Origin of the sequence: Varibaculum cambriense (assembly GCF_032557235.1) — a bacterium.
In the GTDB taxonomy this organism is placed as follows: Bacteria; Actinomycetota; Actinomycetes; order Actinomycetales; family Actinomycetaceae; genus Varibaculum; species Varibaculum cambriense_C.
In genome coordinates, this window is sequence record NZ_JAWGMB010000004.1 from 90,344 (window position 1) to 109,214 (window position 18,871).

16 protein-coding genes are annotated in these 18,871 nt (G+C 51.5%); 3 read left to right on the forward strand and 13 right to left on the reverse strand.

Features of this window, described 5'->3' with window-relative positions:
• Positions 1-75 precede the first annotated feature (75 nt).
• The 9 genes from E6072_RS04505 to uvrC all read right to left on the reverse strand — a co-directional run bounded on the left by E6072_RS04505 (position 76) and on the right by uvrC (position 10,124).
• Entirely contained in the window at positions 76-1,395 is a 1,320-nt protein-coding gene (locus tag E6072_RS04505; RefSeq protein WP_316694054.1) for a CapA family protein, read from the reverse strand.
• 50 nt (positions 1,396-1,445) lie between these two features.
• A complete protein-coding gene (secG, locus tag E6072_RS04510; RefSeq protein WP_316694055.1) occupies positions 1,446-1,694 on the reverse strand; it encodes a preprotein translocase subunit SecG in 249 nt (82 codons plus the stop codon).
• A 130-nt stretch (positions 1,695-1,824) separates the two neighbouring features.
• Positions 1,825-2,598, reverse strand: coding sequence for a triose-phosphate isomerase (gene tpiA / locus E6072_RS04515; RefSeq protein WP_316694056.1), 774 nt, complete (start codon positions 2,596-2,598; stop codon positions 1,825-1,827).
• Between the two features lie 4 nt (positions 2,599-2,602).
• Positions 2,603-3,793, reverse strand: coding sequence for a phosphoglycerate kinase (locus tag E6072_RS04520; RefSeq protein ID WP_316694219.1), 1,191 nt, complete (start codon positions 3,791-3,793; stop codon positions 2,603-2,605).
• 124 nt (positions 3,794-3,917) lie between these two features.
• Positions 3,918-4,925: a type I glyceraldehyde-3-phosphate dehydrogenase gene (gene gap / locus E6072_RS04525; RefSeq protein WP_316694057.1), complete on the reverse strand. Its 1,008-nt coding sequence runs from the start codon at positions 4,923-4,925 to the stop codon at positions 3,918-3,920.
• A 221-nt stretch (positions 4,926-5,146) separates the two neighbouring features.
• Positions 5,147-6,124 carry a DNA-binding protein WhiA gene (whiA, locus tag E6072_RS04530; RefSeq protein WP_316694058.1) on the reverse strand — a complete coding sequence of 326 codons (978 nt, stop codon included), beginning with the start codon at positions 6,122-6,124 and terminating at the stop codon, positions 5,147-5,149.
• Between the two features lie 60 nt (positions 6,125-6,184).
• Positions 6,185-7,183 carry a uridine diphosphate-N-acetylglucosamine-binding protein YvcK gene (gene yvcK / locus E6072_RS04535; protein ID WP_316694059.1) on the reverse strand — a complete coding sequence of 333 codons (999 nt, stop codon included), beginning with the start codon at positions 7,181-7,183 and terminating at the stop codon, positions 6,185-6,187.
• A complete protein-coding gene (gene rapZ / locus E6072_RS04540; protein WP_316694061.1) occupies positions 7,180-8,133 on the reverse strand; it encodes an RNase adapter RapZ in 954 nt (317 codons plus the stop codon). Before rapZ ends, yvcK begins: the two co-directional genes overlap by 4 nt.
• A 29-nt stretch (positions 8,134-8,162) precedes the next feature.
• The gene (uvrC, locus tag E6072_RS04545; protein ID WP_316694062.1) at positions 8,163-10,124 is read right to left on the reverse strand and encodes an excinuclease ABC subunit UvrC; all 1,962 of its coding nucleotides are present in this window, start codon (positions 10,122-10,124) and stop codon (positions 8,163-8,165) included.
• A gap of 266 nt (positions 10,125-10,390) precedes the next feature.
• On the opposite strand from uvrC, the gene gdhA reads away from it, so the two are divergent.
• On the forward strand, positions 10,391-11,728 hold the full coding sequence (gdhA, locus tag E6072_RS04550; protein WP_316694063.1) for an NADP-specific glutamate dehydrogenase: 1,338 nt from the start codon (positions 10,391-10,393) through the stop codon (positions 11,726-11,728).
• Between the two features lie 27 nt (positions 11,729-11,755).
• Here gdhA and E6072_RS04555 read toward each other — a convergent pair whose 3' ends face one another.
• Both E6072_RS04555 and E6072_RS04560 read right to left on the reverse strand, forming a co-directional pair.
• Positions 11,756-12,487, reverse strand: coding sequence for a hypothetical protein (locus tag E6072_RS04555; RefSeq protein WP_316694064.1), 732 nt, complete (start codon positions 12,485-12,487; stop codon positions 11,756-11,758).
• Positions 12,488-12,498: 11 nt separating this feature from the next.
• Positions 12,499-13,320, reverse strand: a complete 822-nt coding sequence (locus E6072_RS04560; RefSeq protein WP_316694065.1) for a Nif3-like dinuclear metal center hexameric protein — start codon at positions 13,318-13,320, stop codon at positions 12,499-12,501.
• 192 nt (positions 13,321-13,512) lie between these two features.
• On the opposite strand from E6072_RS04560, the gene E6072_RS04565 reads away from it, so the two are divergent.
• On the forward strand, positions 13,513-14,997 hold the full coding sequence (locus E6072_RS04565) for a DUF1846 domain-containing protein (RefSeq protein ID WP_316694066.1): 1,485 nt from the start codon (positions 13,513-13,515) through the stop codon (positions 14,995-14,997).
• Positions 14,998-15,086: 89 nt separating this feature from the next.
• Here the strand turns inward: E6072_RS04565 and pyrB are convergent, their stop codons facing one another.
• The gene (pyrB, locus tag E6072_RS04570) at positions 15,087-16,127 is read right to left on the reverse strand and encodes an aspartate carbamoyltransferase (protein ID WP_316694068.1); all 1,041 of its coding nucleotides are present in this window, start codon (positions 16,125-16,127) and stop codon (positions 15,087-15,089) included.
• A gap of 309 nt (positions 16,128-16,436) precedes the next feature.
• On the opposite strand from pyrB, the gene E6072_RS04575 reads away from it, so the two are divergent.
• On the forward strand, positions 16,437-17,333 hold the full coding sequence (locus E6072_RS04575) for a DMT family transporter (RefSeq protein WP_316694069.1): 897 nt from the start codon (positions 16,437-16,439) through the stop codon (positions 17,331-17,333).
• Between the two features lie 67 nt (positions 17,334-17,400).
• Here the strand turns inward: E6072_RS04575 and purF are convergent, their stop codons facing one another.
• The gene (gene purF / locus E6072_RS04580; protein ID WP_316694071.1) at positions 17,401-18,852 is read right to left on the reverse strand and encodes an amidophosphoribosyltransferase; all 1,452 of its coding nucleotides are present in this window, start codon (positions 18,850-18,852) and stop codon (positions 17,401-17,403) included.
• Positions 18,853-18,871: the final 19 nt, after the last annotated feature.

Here is an 18,871-nt window from a genome sequence, read left to right on the forward strand (position 1 = left end):
GAGCTAGCGTACCTAAATGGCACATTCTTGGCTTCACACCGAAATAACCAGTGCCCTCAAATAAGGCCGGAAAGCCTAACTGTTTAGCGGTTTGATCTGAGCAGTAGAGGCAGCACTAGGCGGAGTTTTTAGCTCTGTCGCCTGATCCTCGGTAACCTGGCGCAGATTAGCCAGATACCGAGTGGCCGTGGCTTTAGGTAAATTGGTTCCCGCGCCCTCGGGAGTTTCAAAAAGGTATCCCGGAACCACCTGTAACGTAGAACGATCCATGATCAGCGGGATCCAACCGGCCGCAGAAACATAAGGCTTACCGGTAGACGGCAAGGTAATGGTGGGGAAGGCGATTTGACCAGCTTGGGTACCGATTCCCTGGCGAGTACTCATCCCCGAAAGCAAGTTACCGACTCCGTAGTAAACCCACAGTCCTTTACCATCGACTCCGCCCGGAATCTTCCTAATCGGTTGGGGAACGTGTACGTGGTGACCCAAGTAGAGATCGACTAGCCCAGATTCAGCTAAGGTAGTGGCGATGCGGTCTTGCTCAGCAGAAGGGGCGGATTGGTATTCCACTCCCGAATGTACCGAGGCAACTACAAAGTCAGCACCCGCACTGCGCGCTTGCCGGGCAATGTCCACAATAATTTGGCCATCAGTAGTGAGATTTACTAACCAAGGATTCTGTTTATATTGCGGGATTTCTCCCTGGTTTAAGCCATAGGCAGTCGAGATATGAGCGAGTTTAAAAGACCGTCCCTCTTTGGTGATTTCGTACATTTGATAGCGCGGAGCTTCGGCGCTCTCTGCTGATCCAGTTACTCCCAGTCCCGCAGTCCGCAACGCCTGGATAGTGTGCACCACCCCATCTCTTCCTTGATCTAACGTGTGGTTTGAGGCGGTCGAGCAACCATCGTAGCCAATATCTTTGCTATCTTGAGCCCATCCTAGTGGCGCTTTGAATACCGGATATCCCTCAGAGTCTTTGTCAGATTTACCGAACGGGATTTCCTGATGACAAAGCGCAATATCGGCTCCCTCTATCCAGGGACGGAGCTTGTCTATTGCCGGGGTGTAGTGGCTTCCATTGCCGTGCTTCCAACTGTTTTGTACTACCGGGCCATGTGCCAGCACGTCCCCGGTTGCCGCCAAAGTTATCTCTACTTCTTTTAGCGCAGGCGGACTTGAGGTAGTCGGATTTTCAGTTTTAACCACAGCTTTGGTGCTATGAGTTGCTTTTGGCTGGTTAACCTTTCCCGCCTCGTACATGGAGTATCCCATGACTGCTCCCACGCCAAGCACGGTGACCAGCGACACGACCCCTAAAACCGTGAGTATAATTTTCCAAGAAGACTTACTTTCGCGCCGATGTGCGGGACGGTTTTTCGCTTCTTTGCTCATGGGGAAAGCTTTCTGTAGGGGCTTAAGCGATTATCTTATTAGTAATAAAACTATGAAAATATCCGGGGCAACAGGCCAAGGACAACCACACTGATAAACCAGACAATAGCGGTTATCACGGTAATCCGGTTGAGGTTACGCATAGCCACTCCCGAAGAGCCAGCGCTAGAGGTAAGGCCGCCCCCGAACATATCGGAGAGTCCACCCCCGGAACCTTTATGCATCAAAATAGTGAGAATCAGGAATAAGCTGGACAGCACCAACACTACTTGCGCGATAATCTCGATTACGGTTTCCACTAATTTCTTCTCCCAAAAAAACTATGAACTGTTCTTCACTATAGCGTATTGGCGGCGGGTCTCGGTTGACCCGCCGCCAATCGTTAGGAACTTCACCGCCAAGTGGCGGAAAATTTCAGTAGCTTCCTAGTTAGTCATCAAATCGAGCAATCTTCGAGAACTCTTCGGCCTTTAAGGAGGCTCCCCCCACGAGGGCGCCGTCCACATTCGGTTTCGCCATAATTTCAGCTACGTTGGCGGATTTGACCGAACCCCCATAGAGAACTCGGATGGACTGTGCCACGTCTGCCGAATAAAGTTCCGCTAGTTTTTCCCGGATAGCGCCGCAGACTTCTTCCGCGTCCTCAGGAGTGGCGGTTTCACCGGTACCAATCGCCCAGATCGGTTCGTAAGCAACTACGGTATTAACCGCATCATCTGCAGAAATACCTTTGTAGGCGCCTTCGATCTGTTTTACTACATGGGCTACATGTTGACCGGCTTTACGTACATCTAGGCCTTCACCGCAGCAAATAATGGGGGTCATACCAGCTTCTAAAGCTACCTCAGCTTTTTGACCTACCAGTTCATCGCTTTCGTTGTGGTATTCGCGTCGTTCCGAGTGACCAACTACCACCCAGGAGCATCCCAGCTTGGTAAGCATAGAAGCTGCGATTTCCCCAGTGTAAGCACCGGATTCATGCACAGAAACATCCTGGGCTCCATAGGTAATTTTTAGGTTGTCAGATTCCACTACAGTTTGTACTGAGCGAATATCAGTGAACGGGGGAATCACCACGACATCATTGTGGTAGTCGAAATTGTGATCCTGCAAGTCCAATGCCAGTTCTTGAACCAGCCGAGTTGCCTCGAGGTGGTTCATATTCATTTTCCAGTTGCCAGCTAGCAATGGGGTGCGAGTCATGTTGTTAATCCTCCAATACGGCAATCCCCGGAAGGGTCTTACCTTCTAATAGTTCCAAAGAAGCTCCGCCACCGGTGGAAATATGGCTGAACTTATTTTCATCAAATCCCAGGGTACGAACGGCGGCTGCGGAGTCTCCCCCACCAATCACGCTAAAGCATTCAGAGTCAGCCAGAGCTTGGGCTACCGCCTTAGTACCTTCACTAAAGGCAGCAAATTCAAATACCCCCATAGGGCCATTCCAAGCCACCGTTTTGGCGGCTTTGATCTTCTCGCCGAAAATCTCGGCAGTCTTGGGACCAATATCTAGCCCCATCTGACCACTGGGCATCTGGTCGCAGTCGACCAAGGTTGCCGGGGAGTCAGCCGAAAACTCCGGTGCGACTAAAGTATCAACTGGCAGCAACAGGTCTACCCCGCGTTCTTCAGCTTTTTCCATATAGCCTTTCACGGTTTCGATCTGCTCAGTTTCCAGCAAGGAAGTACCTACCTCGTAGCCTTTAGCAGCTAAGAAGGTGTATGCCATGCCGCCCCCAATAGCCAGGAAGTCGGCTTTTTCCAATAGGTTCTCAATGACGCCCAATTTGTCGGAGACTTTGGAGCCTCCCAGAATTACTCCGTAGGGACGTTCGGGGTTATCGGTTGCCCGGCGCAAGGATTCAATTTCCTTAACTACCAAGAATCCTGCTGCAGAGGGCAACAACTTAGCAATGTCGTAAACGGAAGCCTGCTTGCGGTGTACTACTCCGAAACCATCGGAGACAAAGAAATCAGCTAGCTGCGCATATTCTTTCGCCAATGCTTCCCGCTCAGCATCATCCTTGGAGTTTTCACGCCCATCGAAACGGACGTTCTCTAACAGCAAGAGCTGTCCATCTGCTAGAGAAGATGCCTGCTTCTTGGCGTCTTCACCGACCGTATCCTTAGCCAAGACTACCTCTTGTCCCAGCAGTTCTCCGAGCCGTTTTGCCACCGGCGCTAGGGAAAACTCGGGATTTACCTGTCCTTTAGGCCGACCGAGGTGCGCCATCACCACTACTTTGGCTTTGGCATCCACTAGAGCTTTAAGGGTGGGCAATGCGGCACGAATTCGGCCGTCATCTGTGATTTTGCCGTCCTTTAACGGCACGTTAAAGTCGGAGCGCACCAGGACTTTGCGCCCTGTTAAATCTCCTAAGGACTCAATATCTCTCAGAGCCATTATTTAGTTAACCTTCCTGCCCCGGTGGGCGTAAAACTTGTGACAAGTTGTGACAAGACTGTGCCCGCCTGCCTGTAACAGGCAGGCGGGCACAGCTTATGCATCACGTCGCATTAGTTTAGAGCTTTTCCCCTACTAGCTTGGTCAGATTGACCAAGGAGTTGGAGTAGCCCCACTCGTTGTCGTACCAGGAAACCACTTTCACCTGACCATCGATTACCTTGGTAAGAGCGGAATCGAAGATAGAAGTGTGCGGATCGGTCACAATATCGGTGGAAACTAGCGGCTCGTCATTGGAGTATGCAAGAACTCCCTTGAGCTCGCCCTCAGCAGCTTCCTTCATCGCCGCATTGATTTCTTCGGCAGTGCAGGGCTTGGAGGGGGTGAAGGTGAGGTCAGTAACCGAGCCGGTAGGTACCGGTACGCGCAGAGCGTAGCCGTCCAGTTTGCCCTTCAGTTCCGGCAAGACCAGAGAAACTGCCTTGGCAGCACCAGTCGTGGTAGGCACAATGTTCAGCGCAGCAGCACGGGCACGACGCAGATCCTTGTGCGGAGCATCGTGCAGACGCTGATCTCCGGTGTAGGCGTGAATCGTAGTCATCAAACCACGTTCAATACCAAAGTTATCGTTTAGTACCTTTGCCATCGGAGCTAGGCAGTTGGTGGTGCAGGAAGCATTGGAAATAATGGTGTGCTTTTCCGGATCATAATCGGTATGGTTTACGCCCATTACGAAGGTAGCATCCACATTCTTGCCGGGAGCGGAAATAATAACTTTCTTAGCACCCCCATCCAGGTGAGCCTTGGCCTTGGTGGCGTCAGTGAAAAAGCCGGTGGACTCGATAACGATATCTGCACCTACTTCGCCCCAGGGCAGGTTAGCAGGATCGCGCTCTTCGAAAGTTACGATTTTGTGGTCGCCTACAGTAATAGATTTTTCATCGTAGCTGACCTCAGCATCAAGGCGCCCGAGAATCGAATCATATTTTAGCAGGTGAGAAAGAGTTTTATTGTCGGTGAGGTCATTTACTGCCACAACCTCGATATCGGCACCCTGAGCCCGAATGGCCCGGAAGAAGTTACGGCCGATACGGCCAAAGCCGTTGATTCCAACACGGATAGTCACTATTATCCTCCTGAACTGCTGGTTTACCAGCGGAGTCTATTTATTCGGTCAAGATCCGCAGCCACCTAGTGAAACTAGTGACCCCAATCTTGGGGACGACCATCTTGAGTCGTCCTCTTAGTTGTTAGTTTACACAACATAGCGGCTTTGCGCTTAGGCCAATAGTCGTTATTTACCAAGACTTTACTCTGAGAGAATTTCCGGCTGCTAGGAAGCCAGAATTACTGGCTATCCTGCCGGTCAACAGCTTCCTGGGTGGAAGGAATCCCCCGCTCATGGGCTACTTTATCTGCCATCGCTAGCAGACGCCGGATCCTGCCCGCAACCGCATCTTTCGTTAGCGCAGGATCTGCCTTGTGACCCAGTTCCTCCAAAGAAGCTTCCTTGTATTGCAATCGTAGTTGACCTGCTTGTAACAGGTGTTCTGGAATGTCATCACCCAAGATCTCGAAGGCTCGTCTAACGCGAGCAGCCGCCGCTACCGCTGCCCGGGCACTGCGTCGCAAATTAGCATCATCGAAATTCGCTAAGCGATTAACTGAGCCCCGTACCTGATTAGTTTCGCGATTCTTCTCCCAAACCACTTGCGCTTTATCCGCCCCGATAGCCGTTAACAGTTTTGAGATTTGCTCCCCATCGCGAACTACCACCCTATCTAAACCGCGAACCTGGCGAGACTTTGCGCTCACACCGAGACGGCGCGCCGCCCCCACCAGTGCTAACGCAGCCTCTGGCCCGGGGCAAGTAATTTCTAAGGAGCCCGAACGCCCTGGCTGAGATAAAGATCCGCGAGCCATAAAAGCGCCGCTCCAGGTGGCCTTAGACACTCCCAAATCACCAGAAACTAGCCGCGGAGATAATCCCCGCACCGGACGGCCGGCTCGATCAAGCAAACCGGTCAAACGGGCTAGAGTCCCCGCATTTTCTACTACCCGCACCACATAGCGATCATCGGCACGGATCCCCTTGGCCTCTACTTTCACCACATCGGGATAAGCGTCAAAAAGATTTTGCAGACTATCAACCAAATACTTCATTACCGCTACATTGTCGACATCGGCTTCCACCACGATATTACGGTTAATCAGATGGATCCCCCCGGCAAAGCGCAAGATACTGGCAGTTTGCGCCTTAGCCTCAGACTGCCTAGCTAAGGTATTCTCCGCTAGTTCATTTTTAATATCTGAGGTCAAAGACATCTGATTTTCCCTTTCCGCCCTATATAAAAATATTGAGTTTCTTCCTAGGCTTCATTCTAGCTAGAGCTCGGAAAATCCTACTTCCGAGAGGTAACCTTCGAAAGCGTCACGCAACGCTGCTGCCAGACGCAAAGGGTCATGCTGTTCCGAGGCCGAACCTGCTCTTACCTGACGCATGATCAGCTTCGCCCCGATAGATTCGGCGGCGCTTTCTAAATCATCATCATCTTCAATAGCAGTAGGATCCACGATTACCACGTCAATATGGGTATCGGGGGCAAAATGGCGAAAAGCCTCAATATGCCCCGAAACGGTTAAATCCTCGGTTTCGTCCGTATGGGGCTGCAGATTCATCACCATTACTTTCCCCGCTGATGACTGTTGTAAAGCCTCCGCCAATTCCGGAACCAATAAATGGGGAATCACTGAGGTGTACCAAGATCCCGGCCCGAGAACGATTCCCTCGGCATCTTGGATCGCCTGGATAGTCTGCGGACATACTAGCGGATGAGCCGGACTCAGCCGCACGTCGACTACTTTCCCCGGGGCTTTAGCGGCTTTTGCCTGACCGTGTACCGTACGTTTTTCTCCCCCGCGTACCAAATCTGCTTCAATCTCCATCGGCTCGGCACACATCGGTAACACTTTACCTTCGCAGTTGAGTAACCTCGCCACCCAATCAAGACCTTCGACTACGTCTCCTAATAGATCCCACATGGTAACAATCAGGAGATTACCTAGGGCATGGTTATCAAGCGGACCATCGGAACTAAAACGGTGTTGCATGGCATCTCGCCAGGTCAGTCCCCAATCAGTGTCATCACATAAAGCTGCCAGCGCCATCCGCAGATCCCCGGGAGGCAGTACCCCCAGTTCTTTGCGTAAACGCCCCGAAGAGCCTCCGTCATCAGCTACCGTGACCACCGCAGTTAGCTGCCGGGTAATATGTCGCAGCGCCCGCAAAGTTGCAGACAAGCCATGTCCCCCACCGAGCGCGACAATATTGGGTCCTGTCCACCCACGGGTCATCCAGCCATTTGAATCTAGTAACGTCCTCATTCCAGCCCCAGATCTCGATGAACAGTGCGTACCGGCAAACCCTGCGCCCGGAATAACTCGCTCATTTTCTCCGCCAATGCGACTGATCGATGCTGTCCTCCGGTACAACCCACCGCGATAGTAACGAAGGGTTTAAGTTCCGTTAGATAGCCGTCAAAAATCGGGCTCAACATATTAACCATGTTTTGCACAAATTCCTCGGCGCCTAGCTGATCCAGCACATATTTCGCTACCGGCCTGTCCCGGCCGGTTAAATGCCGCAGCTCGCTAACCCAGTAGGGATTAGCTAAAAAGCGCACGTCACAAACCCAATCAGCGTCTAAGGGGATCCCATTTTTAAACCCAAAAGACATTACGGTAAGTTTCATCGGGCGATCCCCCTCACCAGCCACTACATCTCGCATATGCCGATTCAGGTCATGCACATTCATATTAGTGGTGTCGATTAAGGCATCGGCACGGGCACGAATTGGAGCCAGGATCCGCCGTTCGGAACGAATTCCGTCAAGTATCCGGCCTCCTCCTTGCAAGGGATGGGGACGCCGATTAGATTCATAGCGACGCACTAAAACTCGCTCGTCTGCATCCAAGAAAACGAGCTGATAACGGATATTGCGCCGCGAAAGTTCATCCAAAGCATGCTGCAGTTTAGAAAACAGTTCCCCACTGCGCACATCTACAATCGCCGCCAGGCGGTGAATACCTTCCCCTTCCGGGGTCATCATATCTGCGAAGGGTACCAACATGGCGGGCGGGAGATTATCAACTACATACCAGTCCAGGTCTTCTAATGCCTGTCCTGCTCGCGAACGCCCCGCCCCCGACATTCCGGTAATAATAATCATCTCGGGAACATTGGCCTCGCGAGGAGGCGCGGTTTCGTCAAGAATAGGTACTCCCTCGGGCACAGTTGGCGGGGAGGATACGTGTCGTTGGTGAGCTTCATCCATGTTCTAAGTATGCAACGAAGCGCGCTAACTTACCGACTATCGGCAAGAGATTGAAAAATCTGCCGTGCCATTACCTGGCCTATACCCTCAACTTGCGCGATTTCACTCTCTTCGGCGCCCCGCAGCCGCTTTAAGGAACCAAAGTGCTTTAACAAGGCCTTCTGCCGTACCGGACCTAACCCCGGAACCTTATCAAGCACCGATTTATGCATAGCTTTACCGCGTTTTTTCCGATGTAGAGTAATCGCAAAACGATGGGACTCATCCCGCAAGTATTGCAAAAGATAAAGGGCTGGGGATGTGCGAGGCAAGATTACTGGAAACTCTGATCCCGGTAACCACACTTCTTCTAGACGCTTAGCTAATCCAATTACACTCACATTAGCACCTACTGCTTCCAGTGCTTTTTGCGCCGCATTCACCTGAGGTTCTCCCCCATCCACTACGATCAAGTCCGGGGGATAAGAAAACCGGCGCAGGTTACGTTCCCCGGAGCTTTCGGTACTTACTAGCTGCTTTTGTGCTTCCGCTTCTTCCTGGCGCAGCCTGGCAAAACGCCGGGTGAGGACTTCGTTCATAGCTTTGGTATCGTCGGCAGAATCCTGAGGGGTGCTTTGGATATTAAAGCTACGATAGGCACGTTTTAAGGGAGCACCATCTTCAAATACCACCATCGAACCCACTTGGTGTGTGCCTTGAGTATGGGAAATATCGTAGCCTTCAATCCTCAAAGGAGCATCCGCTAACTCTAAATAGTCCTGTAGTTGCCGTAGGGCTTCGGAACGTTGCGTTAAATCCCCTACCCGTTTAGTTTTGTGCAACCGCAAAGCTTGGGCAGCATTTTCCGCCACAGTTTCCATGAGGGAGCGTTTCGGTCCTCGCTGCGGTACCCTAATTTCGACTTTTTTCCCGCGAATGTCACTCAGCCAGGCGCTCAAGATGGCTGTATTCGCAGGCAATACCGGCATCAAAATCTCGGCCGGGATTGCCTGGGTAGTAGTATGCTCCACGTCATCTACACTTTTAGCGGGGACTACCGCCTTATTTAACTGCCGATATTCCCCGTAGGTCTGTTCTAAGAAACTCTCTAGCATTTCTGGCAGATCTTTATCTTCCGGGGTGTCCACTACCCATCCGCGCTCGCCGCGGATCCGGCCAGCACGTACGTAGAATACTTGCACGATCATCTCTAGATCATCTTTGGCGAAGGCGTAAACGTCCGCGTCCACTCCCTCATCCAGCACTACCGTATTCTTTTCCCTAACTTTTTCGAGGGCGCGCAGCTGGTCGCGTAGTTTCGCCGCCTGTTCGAAATCCAACCGAGAAGCTGCCTGTTCCATTTCGTAGCGCAAACGAAAAGTAAAAGGCTCAGTTTTGCCATCTAGGAAAGCGCTTACCTGGTCGGCTAACTTGCGGTATTCTTCAGTGGAAATCCTGCCTACACAGGGGGCAGAGCATTTATCAATATAGCCTTCCAGACAGGGGCGTCCCAGCGCCTGAGAGCGATTAAAAACTCCCTTGGTACACGAGCGCAGCGGGAAAACTTTCCGCAGTAAATCCATAGTTTCCCGAATCGCCCACACCTGGGTGTAGGGACCAAAATAACGCGAGTTGGCTCGGCGTCGCTCCCGCGTAATGTGGATTCGGGGATACTCTTCACCCAGGTTTATTGCCAGATAAGGATAGGATTTGTCATCGCGGTACATTACGTTGAAACGCGGCGCAAACTCTTTTATCCAGGAATACTCTAGGGATAATGCCTCTAGCTCGTTCCCGACCGTAACCCATTTTACAGCTGCTCCAGTGGTTACCATTTTTCGGGTGCGCGGGTGTAGCGACTCGAGGGGTTGAAAATAGTTAGCCAGGCGGTTACGCAGGTTAACGGCTTTACCCACGTAGATAACCCGCCCATTTTTATCCAGAAAACGATAAACCCCGGGACTGGGGGGTATATCTGCCGGAGCCGGCCGGTAAGACGCAGGATCAGCCATGTCCTTAGGATACCTGCCTTGCGGAAGGTTTTTTATTGCCCATTACTCAGGTTCAGCTAGCAGAGAGCAGCAGATGGATTCAAAAAATATGCCTTAAGTCCCATTCTCACCGCCATCAATTGTGAGAAAGGCAAAAAAGTTAATGCTTTCGTCAAAATGTGGATAGCAGTGGTATCTTTTCGGCTAAGAATGAAAATCTTAAGGAGTAGCAGGCGTTGAGCTAAAGCAGCCAACGAAGCTCACCGAATAGTTTAAGGAGGCGCTTGATGGGCAGTGTTGTGGAAAAGGTTTACGATGAAGTTCTCGATCGTAATCCTAATGAACCCGAATTTCACCAGGCAGTACGGGAGATTCTAGAATCCATTGGCCCCGCAGTAGAAAAGCATCCCGAGTTCGTTGAAACTAAACTTCTAGATCGACTGGTAGAGCCGGAACGCCAGATTCTTTTCAGGGTTCCCTGGGTGGACGATAATGGCGAAGTACAGGTTAATCGGGGGTACCGCATCGAGTTCAACTCCGCGCTCGGCCCCTATAAGGGAGGCCTGCGCTTCCACCGGTCGGTGAACCGTTCGATCTTGAAATTCTTAGGCTTTGAACAAATTTTCAAAAATGCCCTGACCGGTCAGGGCATTGGTGGCGGCAAAGGCGGATCAGATTTTGATCCGCATGGACGCTCCGACACCGAAGTAATGCGCTTTTGCCAACAGTTTATGACTGAGCTTTATCGACACATTGGGGAATATACCGATATCCCCGCCGGTGACATCGGGGTTGGAGGTCGTGAAATTGGCTACCTATTCGGTATGTATAAGCGACTAACCAACCGTTTCGAAACCGGGGTGTTAACCGGTAAGTCTCTTTCTTGGGGAGGATCCCAAGCACGGACGGAAGCCACCGGTTATGGGACAGTGCTATTTGCCCAGAGAATGCTGCAGACTCGAGGACTGGATCTGGAAGACCAGAGAGTAATGATTTCCGGCGCCGGAAATGTAGCGATCTATGCGGCAGAAAAAGCGAAACAACTAGGTGCGAAAGTCGTGACTGTTTCCGACTCTTCTGGCTGGGTTCTAGACGAAGATGGGATTGATGTCCAGCTACTAAAACAGGTCAAAGAGGTAGAACGGGCGCGGCTAACTGAGTATGCCAAACGTAAACCGGGGGTTACCTATCATTCCGGATCTAAACCTTGGGCCGTTGGGGGAACCGTTGCCCTCCCCTGCGCTACCCAAAACGAACTTACTTCGCAGGACGCAAAGCGTTTACTTGATGGCGGGGTAAAGGTAGTGGCTGAGGGCGCAAACATGCCTTGCACCCCTAACGCCACCAGTTTGTTCCAGGATTCCGGGGTGCTATTTGCCCCCGGTAAAGCCGCAAATGCTGGTGGGGTTGCCACTTCGGCCTTAGAAATGAGCCAAAATGCTTCCCGCGCCTCTTGGGACTTTGAGAAGGTGGAAAAAGAACTCACCAAGATCATGCACAACATTCACGATGAATGCGCACAAACCGCGGAAGAATATGGCCACGCCGGTGACTATGTAATGGGCGCTAATATCAATAGCTTCTTGAAGGTGGCTCACGCCATGATGGAGCAAGGCATCGTTTAACACCCCAGTTGTATAACTAAATAGTTACTATTGCGGGCAGCGAATTAGCAGATAGCCTTCATCCTCGGAGGTAATAACTTCTTCTGGTTTCGCTGCCCGCAAGTGCGCGATTTCCGCTACCGAAAAAGACAGATCATATCCAACTGGTCTTCCGTCAACTACTTTCACTGCTCCTACTCCCCCGGTTTGCCCGCGTACCTGCTCGTAAAGCGACAGTAGCTGGGGGTCTAGGGGACCAGCCTTTTGTTCCCGCTCCCTTTCTAGCTGCTGCAACTGGGCAGTGATTTGCGAGTTTTCTGCTCCAACTTCATGTTTTAATCGCGAAATCTCTTGGGCGTGTTCCTGTTTGCGCTGAGTGATTTGCTGTTCGATATCCTCTAGCTGTTCCAGCTCGCCCATCACCGCGAGCATTTGGTCCTCTAAAACACCGATTCGCTGGTGCATCTGCTGGATTTCTTCTTGCAAGCTAACCAGCTCTTTAGGGGTTCCCGCACCCGCATCTAAGCGTTCCTGTTGAGTTTGCAGGCGATTTTGGATGCCTGCCAGGTCATTTTCCAGGTTAGTTATTTCCCGCTGTTTATCGGTTTTATGAGCTGACAGTTGCGTGTGTTTATCGTCCAACTTACGGTCTTTTTCACTCAGCTCCGCTAGCTGCGCCAATTGGGGCATTTTCTTGAGCCGAAACCGTAACCTGGCAATCTTAGTGTCCAGCTCTTGCAAATCTAGTAAAGTCAGTTGGTCTTTCCAAGGCGCTTCCATTGCTTTCTCCTCTATTTCTCCGATGATTTCGGCGATATCCGTGCGACCCAGGGATCAGTGCAAATCTTTGAGACCTCCACCGTCAGTTCTCCAGAAAAACTATGTTCTAGGTGACGAGCACAAGCAGGTACCCACGGCCATTCACTTGCCCAGTGAGTGGCACAAATAAGATAGGGTTTGCCCGCCTCTAAATGCTCGGAAGCCGGATGATGTCGCAGGTCAGCGCAAATATAGACATCCGCTCCAGCCTTGCGCGCCTCCTCCAAGAAAGAATCGCCACTGCCGCCGCTAACCGCGATCGTTTGTACCTGCGCCTGAAGATCTCCTCCCACCAGGATTCCTGCTGGGCACGCCGGTAAAGCCTGCCCCACCTGTTGCGCATAATCTTTAAGCGGCAAGGGTGCGGGTAAATCTCCGATGCGCCCGGTGCCGGTGTGCTCACTTAGGGGAAGCAAGGGACGGGTATTAGTCAATCCCACTGCAGCGGCTAGGCAATCTGCTACCCCGCCTTCTGCGGAATCAGCGTTGGTGTGTGCGTTAAACAGCGCAATCCCGTTTTCGATTAGCTGGTGAATCAGGCTCCCCTTCGGATCGGTAGCTGCCACAAAAGAGGTACCCCGTAAATATAGGGGGTGGTGGGTAACAATCAGCTGCGCCCCGACCTGTTTCGCTTGCTCCAGGACTGTTGTCACTGGATCCACTGCTACCAGGACTTTATCAATGTCAGAATCTGGATGCCCGGTAATTAATCCCACCCGATCCCATTCTTCAGCTAAATGGGGAGGATACAGTTCCTCTAGGCGCTCGACCAGGCGACTTAGCTTTACACTCACTATTCGATCCTAATAGACAAATGGGATAGTCGAGGCAGAGCGCGCCCCATGACCTAGGAATAGCATTTTCTCCCTAGCGGCTGACACACTTAGGAAACGGCTATTTACTGCCAGGTTTACCACCGGCGTCGCACCCACTATTATGGGTAAGGGCGCATGACCCCCGTCAAGTTGACAAACAGAAAGGGTTCCATGCGAATTGGTTTTGATTCTGAGCGGTATATTTCTTCACAATCGCAGCATATTGATGAACGTCGCCAGCAGATAGGCGGCAAGCTCTACCTGGAGATGGGGGGCAAACTTTTCGACGACTTCCACGCCTCTCGGGTGCTACCGGGATTCACCCCCGATAATAAGATCTCTATGCTGGAGCGGTTACGCGATGAAATGGAAATCGTGGTTGCTATCAACGCTAAAGATCTCAACCGTCAAAAAATTCGCGCAGATTTAGGTATCCCCTATGAACAGGACGTCCTGCGCTTGGTGGATGTATTTCGGGAACGGGGCTTCCTGGTAGAAAACATTGTTTTAACCCAGATGACAGAAGATAACCACAACGCCAAGTTATTCAAAGAACGTTTGGAGCGTTCCGGCCTTAAAGTTGCGCAGCACTATACGATTCCCGGCTACCCTTCCAACACCAATTTGATTGTTTCCGAGGAAGGATTTGGACATAACGACTATGTGGAAACTAGCCGCGATTTGGTAGTCGTGACTGCTCCCGGGCCGGGTTCCGGAAAACTGGCAACTTGCCTCTCTCAGATTTACCACGAATATCAGCGAGGTATAAAAGCTGGTTACGCCAAATTTGAAACTTTCCCAATTTGGAATCTTCCCCTCGATCATCCGGTGAATCTTGCCTACGAGGCCGCCACCGCTGACCTAGATGATGTCAATATGATCGATCCTTTCCACCTGCAGGCCTACGATAAACAAGCGGTAAACTATAACCGAGATGTGGAAGTTTTCCCCCTGCTGCGCTCCTTGCTGCAGCAACTGGCCGGCTCGTGCCCCTATCAGTCACCTACCGATATGGGCGTCAATATGGCAGGCTTTTGTATCAGCGATGATTTAGTTTGTCAGGAAGCCGCTAAACAGGAAGTGGTACGCCGTTACTATCACGCTTTGGGTAACGAGGCAGCTACTCAAGCCGATCCCATCGAGTCACACCGGATTGCCATGACAATGGCAAAACTAGGGATCACAAAAGAGTACCGTTACGTAGTCCGGCCGGCTTTGAATTTGGAGGCCGAAACTGGCGCTCCGGCGGCAGCGATGCAGCTAGGAGATGGTCGCATTGTTACCGGTAAAACTTCACCCCTGCTTGGTTGTTGCTCAGCAATGCTACTTAATGCCTTAAAGCTACTGGCCGGGATTGACCAGGAGGTGCAGCTGCTCGCGCCCTCTTCAATTAAGCCCATCCAAACCTTGAAAGTTGACCATTTGGGGGCGCGTAACCCCCGTCTCCATACCGATGAGGTTTTAATTGCCCTGTCGGTTTCAGCAGATACTGATGAGAATGCGCGTAAAGCGCTAGAAGAACTAGCTCATTTGCGAGATTGCGAAGTGCATACCACCACGATTTTAGGTTCAGTTGATACCCAGATCTTCCGGAACTTGGGATTACAGGTAACTTCCGAGCCGGTATATGCCCGCAAGACTCTGTTCAAGAAATAGAGTTGCCCAGTAGCGAAAGCGCTTTATATAGCACTGACCGGCAGGGGGATTTACCCTCCTGCCGGTCAGTTTCATAAAGCTCGGTATTTCTAGTCGTCGGGGGTGACTTTCCAGATCTTATGTTTGGTCTTGGCTTGCACCAATTCTTTCCCGACTCCCATAGTGGTCAGGAACATTGCCATACGCACCAGGACCCCATTATCGGTTTGCTTAAAAATTGACAGCCCCGGTAGATCATCCACATCTGTCGACAGGTCAAGAGCATTAGGCCGAGAATCTCGCGGCAGCGGATGGCAGATAACAATGTCGTGGGCTCCGGCTTCCTCTAGCATCGCCTTATCTAGCAGACACCCTTGCAATTCTTTCGACTTAGCCAGCTCTTCCGTCATCCGTTCGCGCTGAACCCGGGTGGCGTAAACCGTATCTGCGCCTTCCAAGGCCTCAATCTGGTTCTGACAATCGATTACCCGACCTCCCCGGCTAAGCGCATACTCGGCGATTTCATCCGGAAGTTCCAAGGAGGGCGGGGAGAATAACCGGAAAGATACGCCCTCATACAAGCTCATCAATTTCATTAAAGAATGTACGGTACGCCCATATTTCAGATCCCCCATAATCGCAATAGTGCTTCCATCTAGAGATTTACCCCGTTTGCCTAGTTCTTTGCGCATGGTGAACACATCCAGGAGGGCTTGAGAGGGGTGCTCGCCAGAGCCATCGCCCGCGTTGAGCACTGGCACCACCGAATGACGGGCGAACTCGGCTACTGAACCAGCATCGGGATGACGTACCACTAAAACATCGGTGAATCCGGAAACCACCCGGGAAGTATCCGCGATTGATTCCCCTTTGGCCATAGAAGAGAAAGTAAAACCGGTAGTAGTTTCCACTTCCCCACCCAGGCGTAAAAAGGCAGATTCAAAGGATAGCCGGGTACGAGTCGAAGGCTCGAAAAATAGGGAACACAAGACGGCACCATCTAGAACCGTACAGATTTGCTTTCGTTGAGCGACAGGACGCAAGAACTCGGCAAGATCAAAGAGTTCCCCCAGGTTTTCGCGATCAAATTGACCAACCGAAATCAGATGTTGCCCTACCCCAAAACGCGGGAAATCATAATCTTCCGACATGTTTTCGCCCTTTCCAATTGAGTGTTTTTGATAAAAAAATAACCCGCCGCAGCGGGGTGAAATTGGAAATAGAAACCTCAGGTAGTTGCCGCGACCGTCTGGTTCCCATCACGCTCCTAACGTTTTCCTGAAGGAAGAATAGCACATCGTTACCTCCCCTAATGCTTCTAATCCTGCAAGGGGCAGCTTTTGTGTCCTCTTTCTCCCTGGTTTTTCTCGCAAGGTGCTAGAGCACACATCCTCGTAAATGGCTTTACGTCAGCTAAGCCTCCTAAAATCAAATGACGATGAAAAGCAAAGGGGGATGATTTGAAGGGACTCAATCGCTATTATCTGCAGTCTCTAGCCGTTTTAGCGCTGATACTTACCACCGCTTTTTGGGGTTCTACCTTTTTTCTGATCAAAGACCTGTTGAATAGTATGACCACCCTATCTTTTCTCGGGGTTAGGTTCGTGATCGCGGGCGCGCTTTCGGCAGTGATATTTTTTCCTCGCTTAAAAAAGGCGAGCAAAATAGTTTGGCAACACGCTCTTGCTTTAGGTGCAGTCTATTCCGCGGCACAAGTCCTACAAACCAAAGGTTTAGAGAGTGCCGATGCCTCGGTGGTAGGTTTCATTACCGGACTGTATGTAGTGATTACCCCCCTGCTAGTGTGGTTGCTTTTCAAAGAAAAGATTAAGCCAGTGAACCTAGCCGCTGCCCTGGTGGCGACGGCAGGGTTAATGGTTTTGAGTCTTGATGGATTCGCCATTGGGTTCGGGGAACTATTAACTCTGGCGGGAGCAGCTCTTTTTGCTCTCCACATCGTACTCACCGCTCGCTGGGCCGCCGAAGACGACCCCATCACTTTAGCGGCAATCCAATTAATCGCCATTGGAGTCTTCTGTTTCCTAGCGGCTCTGCCCTTCGGACTGCAATTACCTCGGGACGCGGGGCAGTGGACAGTGTTGCTTTACACAGTGGTGTTCGCAGCCATTGGAGCCTTAATTATGCAGACCTGGGCGCAGAAACACCTACGTCCCACTAAGGCTGCAGTAGTAATGACTATGGAACCGGTGTTCGCTGCCGCTTTTGCGGTCCTTTTCGGGGGCGAGGACGTAACCTCGCGAATGGTCATTGGAGGCACCTTAGTAGTTGCCGCTATGCTTGCCACCGAGCTTATCCCCGCCTATCGGGCTCGTGATAAAATCCGTGCCGCCAAGTAGGCAGCGCCAGCAAAGACGGCCGGAATTGCTTATATAGCTGGGCTCTATGCAGAGTACCCATAGAATTCTAGGCAGAGAAACTCTTTTGAATCTCCGTCCTAGTTTCTAAATACTCTTGCTCGTAACTGCCCAGACCCGCCGGGTAGTGCCCGGCGAAAGAATCCATACAGAGGCCTCCGTATTTACCAGGCAGGTTCAGCCCTACGGAGTCCACCAGCCCCGGTATCGACAAGTACCCTAAGGAATCTGCTCCCAAATACTCTCGTAGCTCTTCCACATTCATATGGGCACTGATTAGCTCCGCTGAGCTGGAAACGTCAATCCCGTAGAAACTGGGGAAAATAAACTCGGGAGAAGCGATTCTCACATGTACCTCGCGAGCGCCGGCATCTTTCAGCAGCCTGACGATCCGCCTAGAAGTTGTACCGCGCACAATCGAGTCATCTACCATCACCACCGATTTGCCTTCCACGATACCTTTTACCGCAGATAGCTTCATCAGTACCCCTTTTTCTCGCAGGGACTGTTTCGGTTGAATAAAGGTACGAGTCACGTATTGGTTCTTCACTAGCCCCATTTCATAGGGCAGGTGGGCAGCTTCTGCATAGCCCGACGCTGCCGACAGGGAAGAGTTAGGAACCCCAATAACAATGTCCGCGCCGGGAGCAGGCTGCTCATGCGCTAAAGTCATCCCGCACTGTTTACGCACCGCATGGACATTTTTCCCCAAAATATTGGAGTCCGGCCGAGCGAAATAAATATACTCCATGGCGGCTACGCAGGTGTCTTCCGGCGGGCAGTAGCGTTCAATCTTTAGTCCGTCCTCATTAATAATTGCGATTTCTCCGCCCCGCAGATCCCGATAAAACTCCGCCCCGATCAAGTCCAAGGCACAGCTTTCACTGGATATTACCCAACCGTCGCGGGTCTTAGTCTTCCCGATCACCAGTGGCCGCAGACAGTGAGGATCCACTATCCCGTACATGGTGTCATCGGTCATGATCAGGTAGCTGAATCCTCCTCGCAGCCGCTGCAACGCCCCGCAGATCCGTTCATATAAACTCCCTTGTTCCCGCATTATCAAGTGCATTAGCACTTCCGAATCCGAGTTGGAGTTAAAAATTGATCCTTGCCGTTCCAGTTCTATTTTTAGATCCGGCGAGTTAACCAGGTTCCCGTTATGAGCTAGGGAAATATTGCCCGTATGGAGATGGAAAACGAAGGGCTGCAAGTTACAGCTCCAGTTATTACCGGAAGTAGAATACCGCACATGCCCGATACCGCACGAGCCACTGAGCTTAACCAGCCGTTGCGGATCATCAAATACTTCGGAAACCAGACCTTTAGCTTTCTTTACCCGAATAGTTTGACCGTCAGCAACGGCAATTCCCGCTCCTTCTTGACCGCGGTGCTGCAGCGCATGCAGGCCGTAGTAGATCAGGCTAGAGGCATCGGGAGAACCATACACTCCGAAAACCCCGCATTCTTCTCCCAGGTTAGTTACCGTTTGTGCCTGCAAGCTCGTCCTCCTAAATAAT

Bases quoted from the DNA above. Each gene is read 5' to 3' on its own strand.
- tpiA (WP_316694056.1), bottom strand. From the start codon at position 2,598: ATGACTCGCACCCCATTGCTAGCTGGCAACTGGAAAATGAATATGAAC.
- pyrB (WP_316694068.1), bottom strand. From the start codon at position 16,127: ATGTCGGAAGATTATGATTTCCCGCGTTTTGGGGTAGGGCAACATCTG.
- whiA (WP_316694058.1), bottom strand. From the start codon at position 6,124: ATGTCTTTGACCTCAGATATTAAAAATGAACTAGCGGAGAATACCTTA.
- uvrC (WP_316694062.1), bottom strand. From the start codon at position 10,124: ATGGCTGATCCTGCGTCTTACCGGCCGGCTCCGGCAGATATACCCCCC.
- gdhA (WP_316694063.1), top strand. From the start codon at position 10,391: ATGGGCAGTGTTGTGGAAAAGGTTTACGATGAAGTTCTCGATCGTAAT.
- yvcK (WP_316694059.1), bottom strand. From the start codon at position 7,183: ATGAGGACGTTACTAGATTCAAATGGCTGGATGACCCGTGGGTGGACA.
- rapZ (WP_316694061.1), bottom strand. From the start codon at position 8,133: ATGGATGAAGCTCACCAACGACACGTATCCTCCCCGCCAACTGTGCCC.
- E6072_RS04565 (WP_316694066.1), top strand. From the start codon at position 13,513: ATGCGAATTGGTTTTGATTCTGAGCGGTATATTTCTTCACAATCGCAG.
- E6072_RS04505 (WP_316694054.1), bottom strand. From the start codon at position 1,395: ATGAGCAAAGAAGCGAAAAACCGTCCCGCACATCGGCGCGAAAGTAAG.
- E6072_RS04555 (WP_316694064.1), bottom strand. From the start codon at position 12,487: ATGGAAGCGCCTTGGAAAGACCAACTGACTTTACTAGATTTGCAAGAG.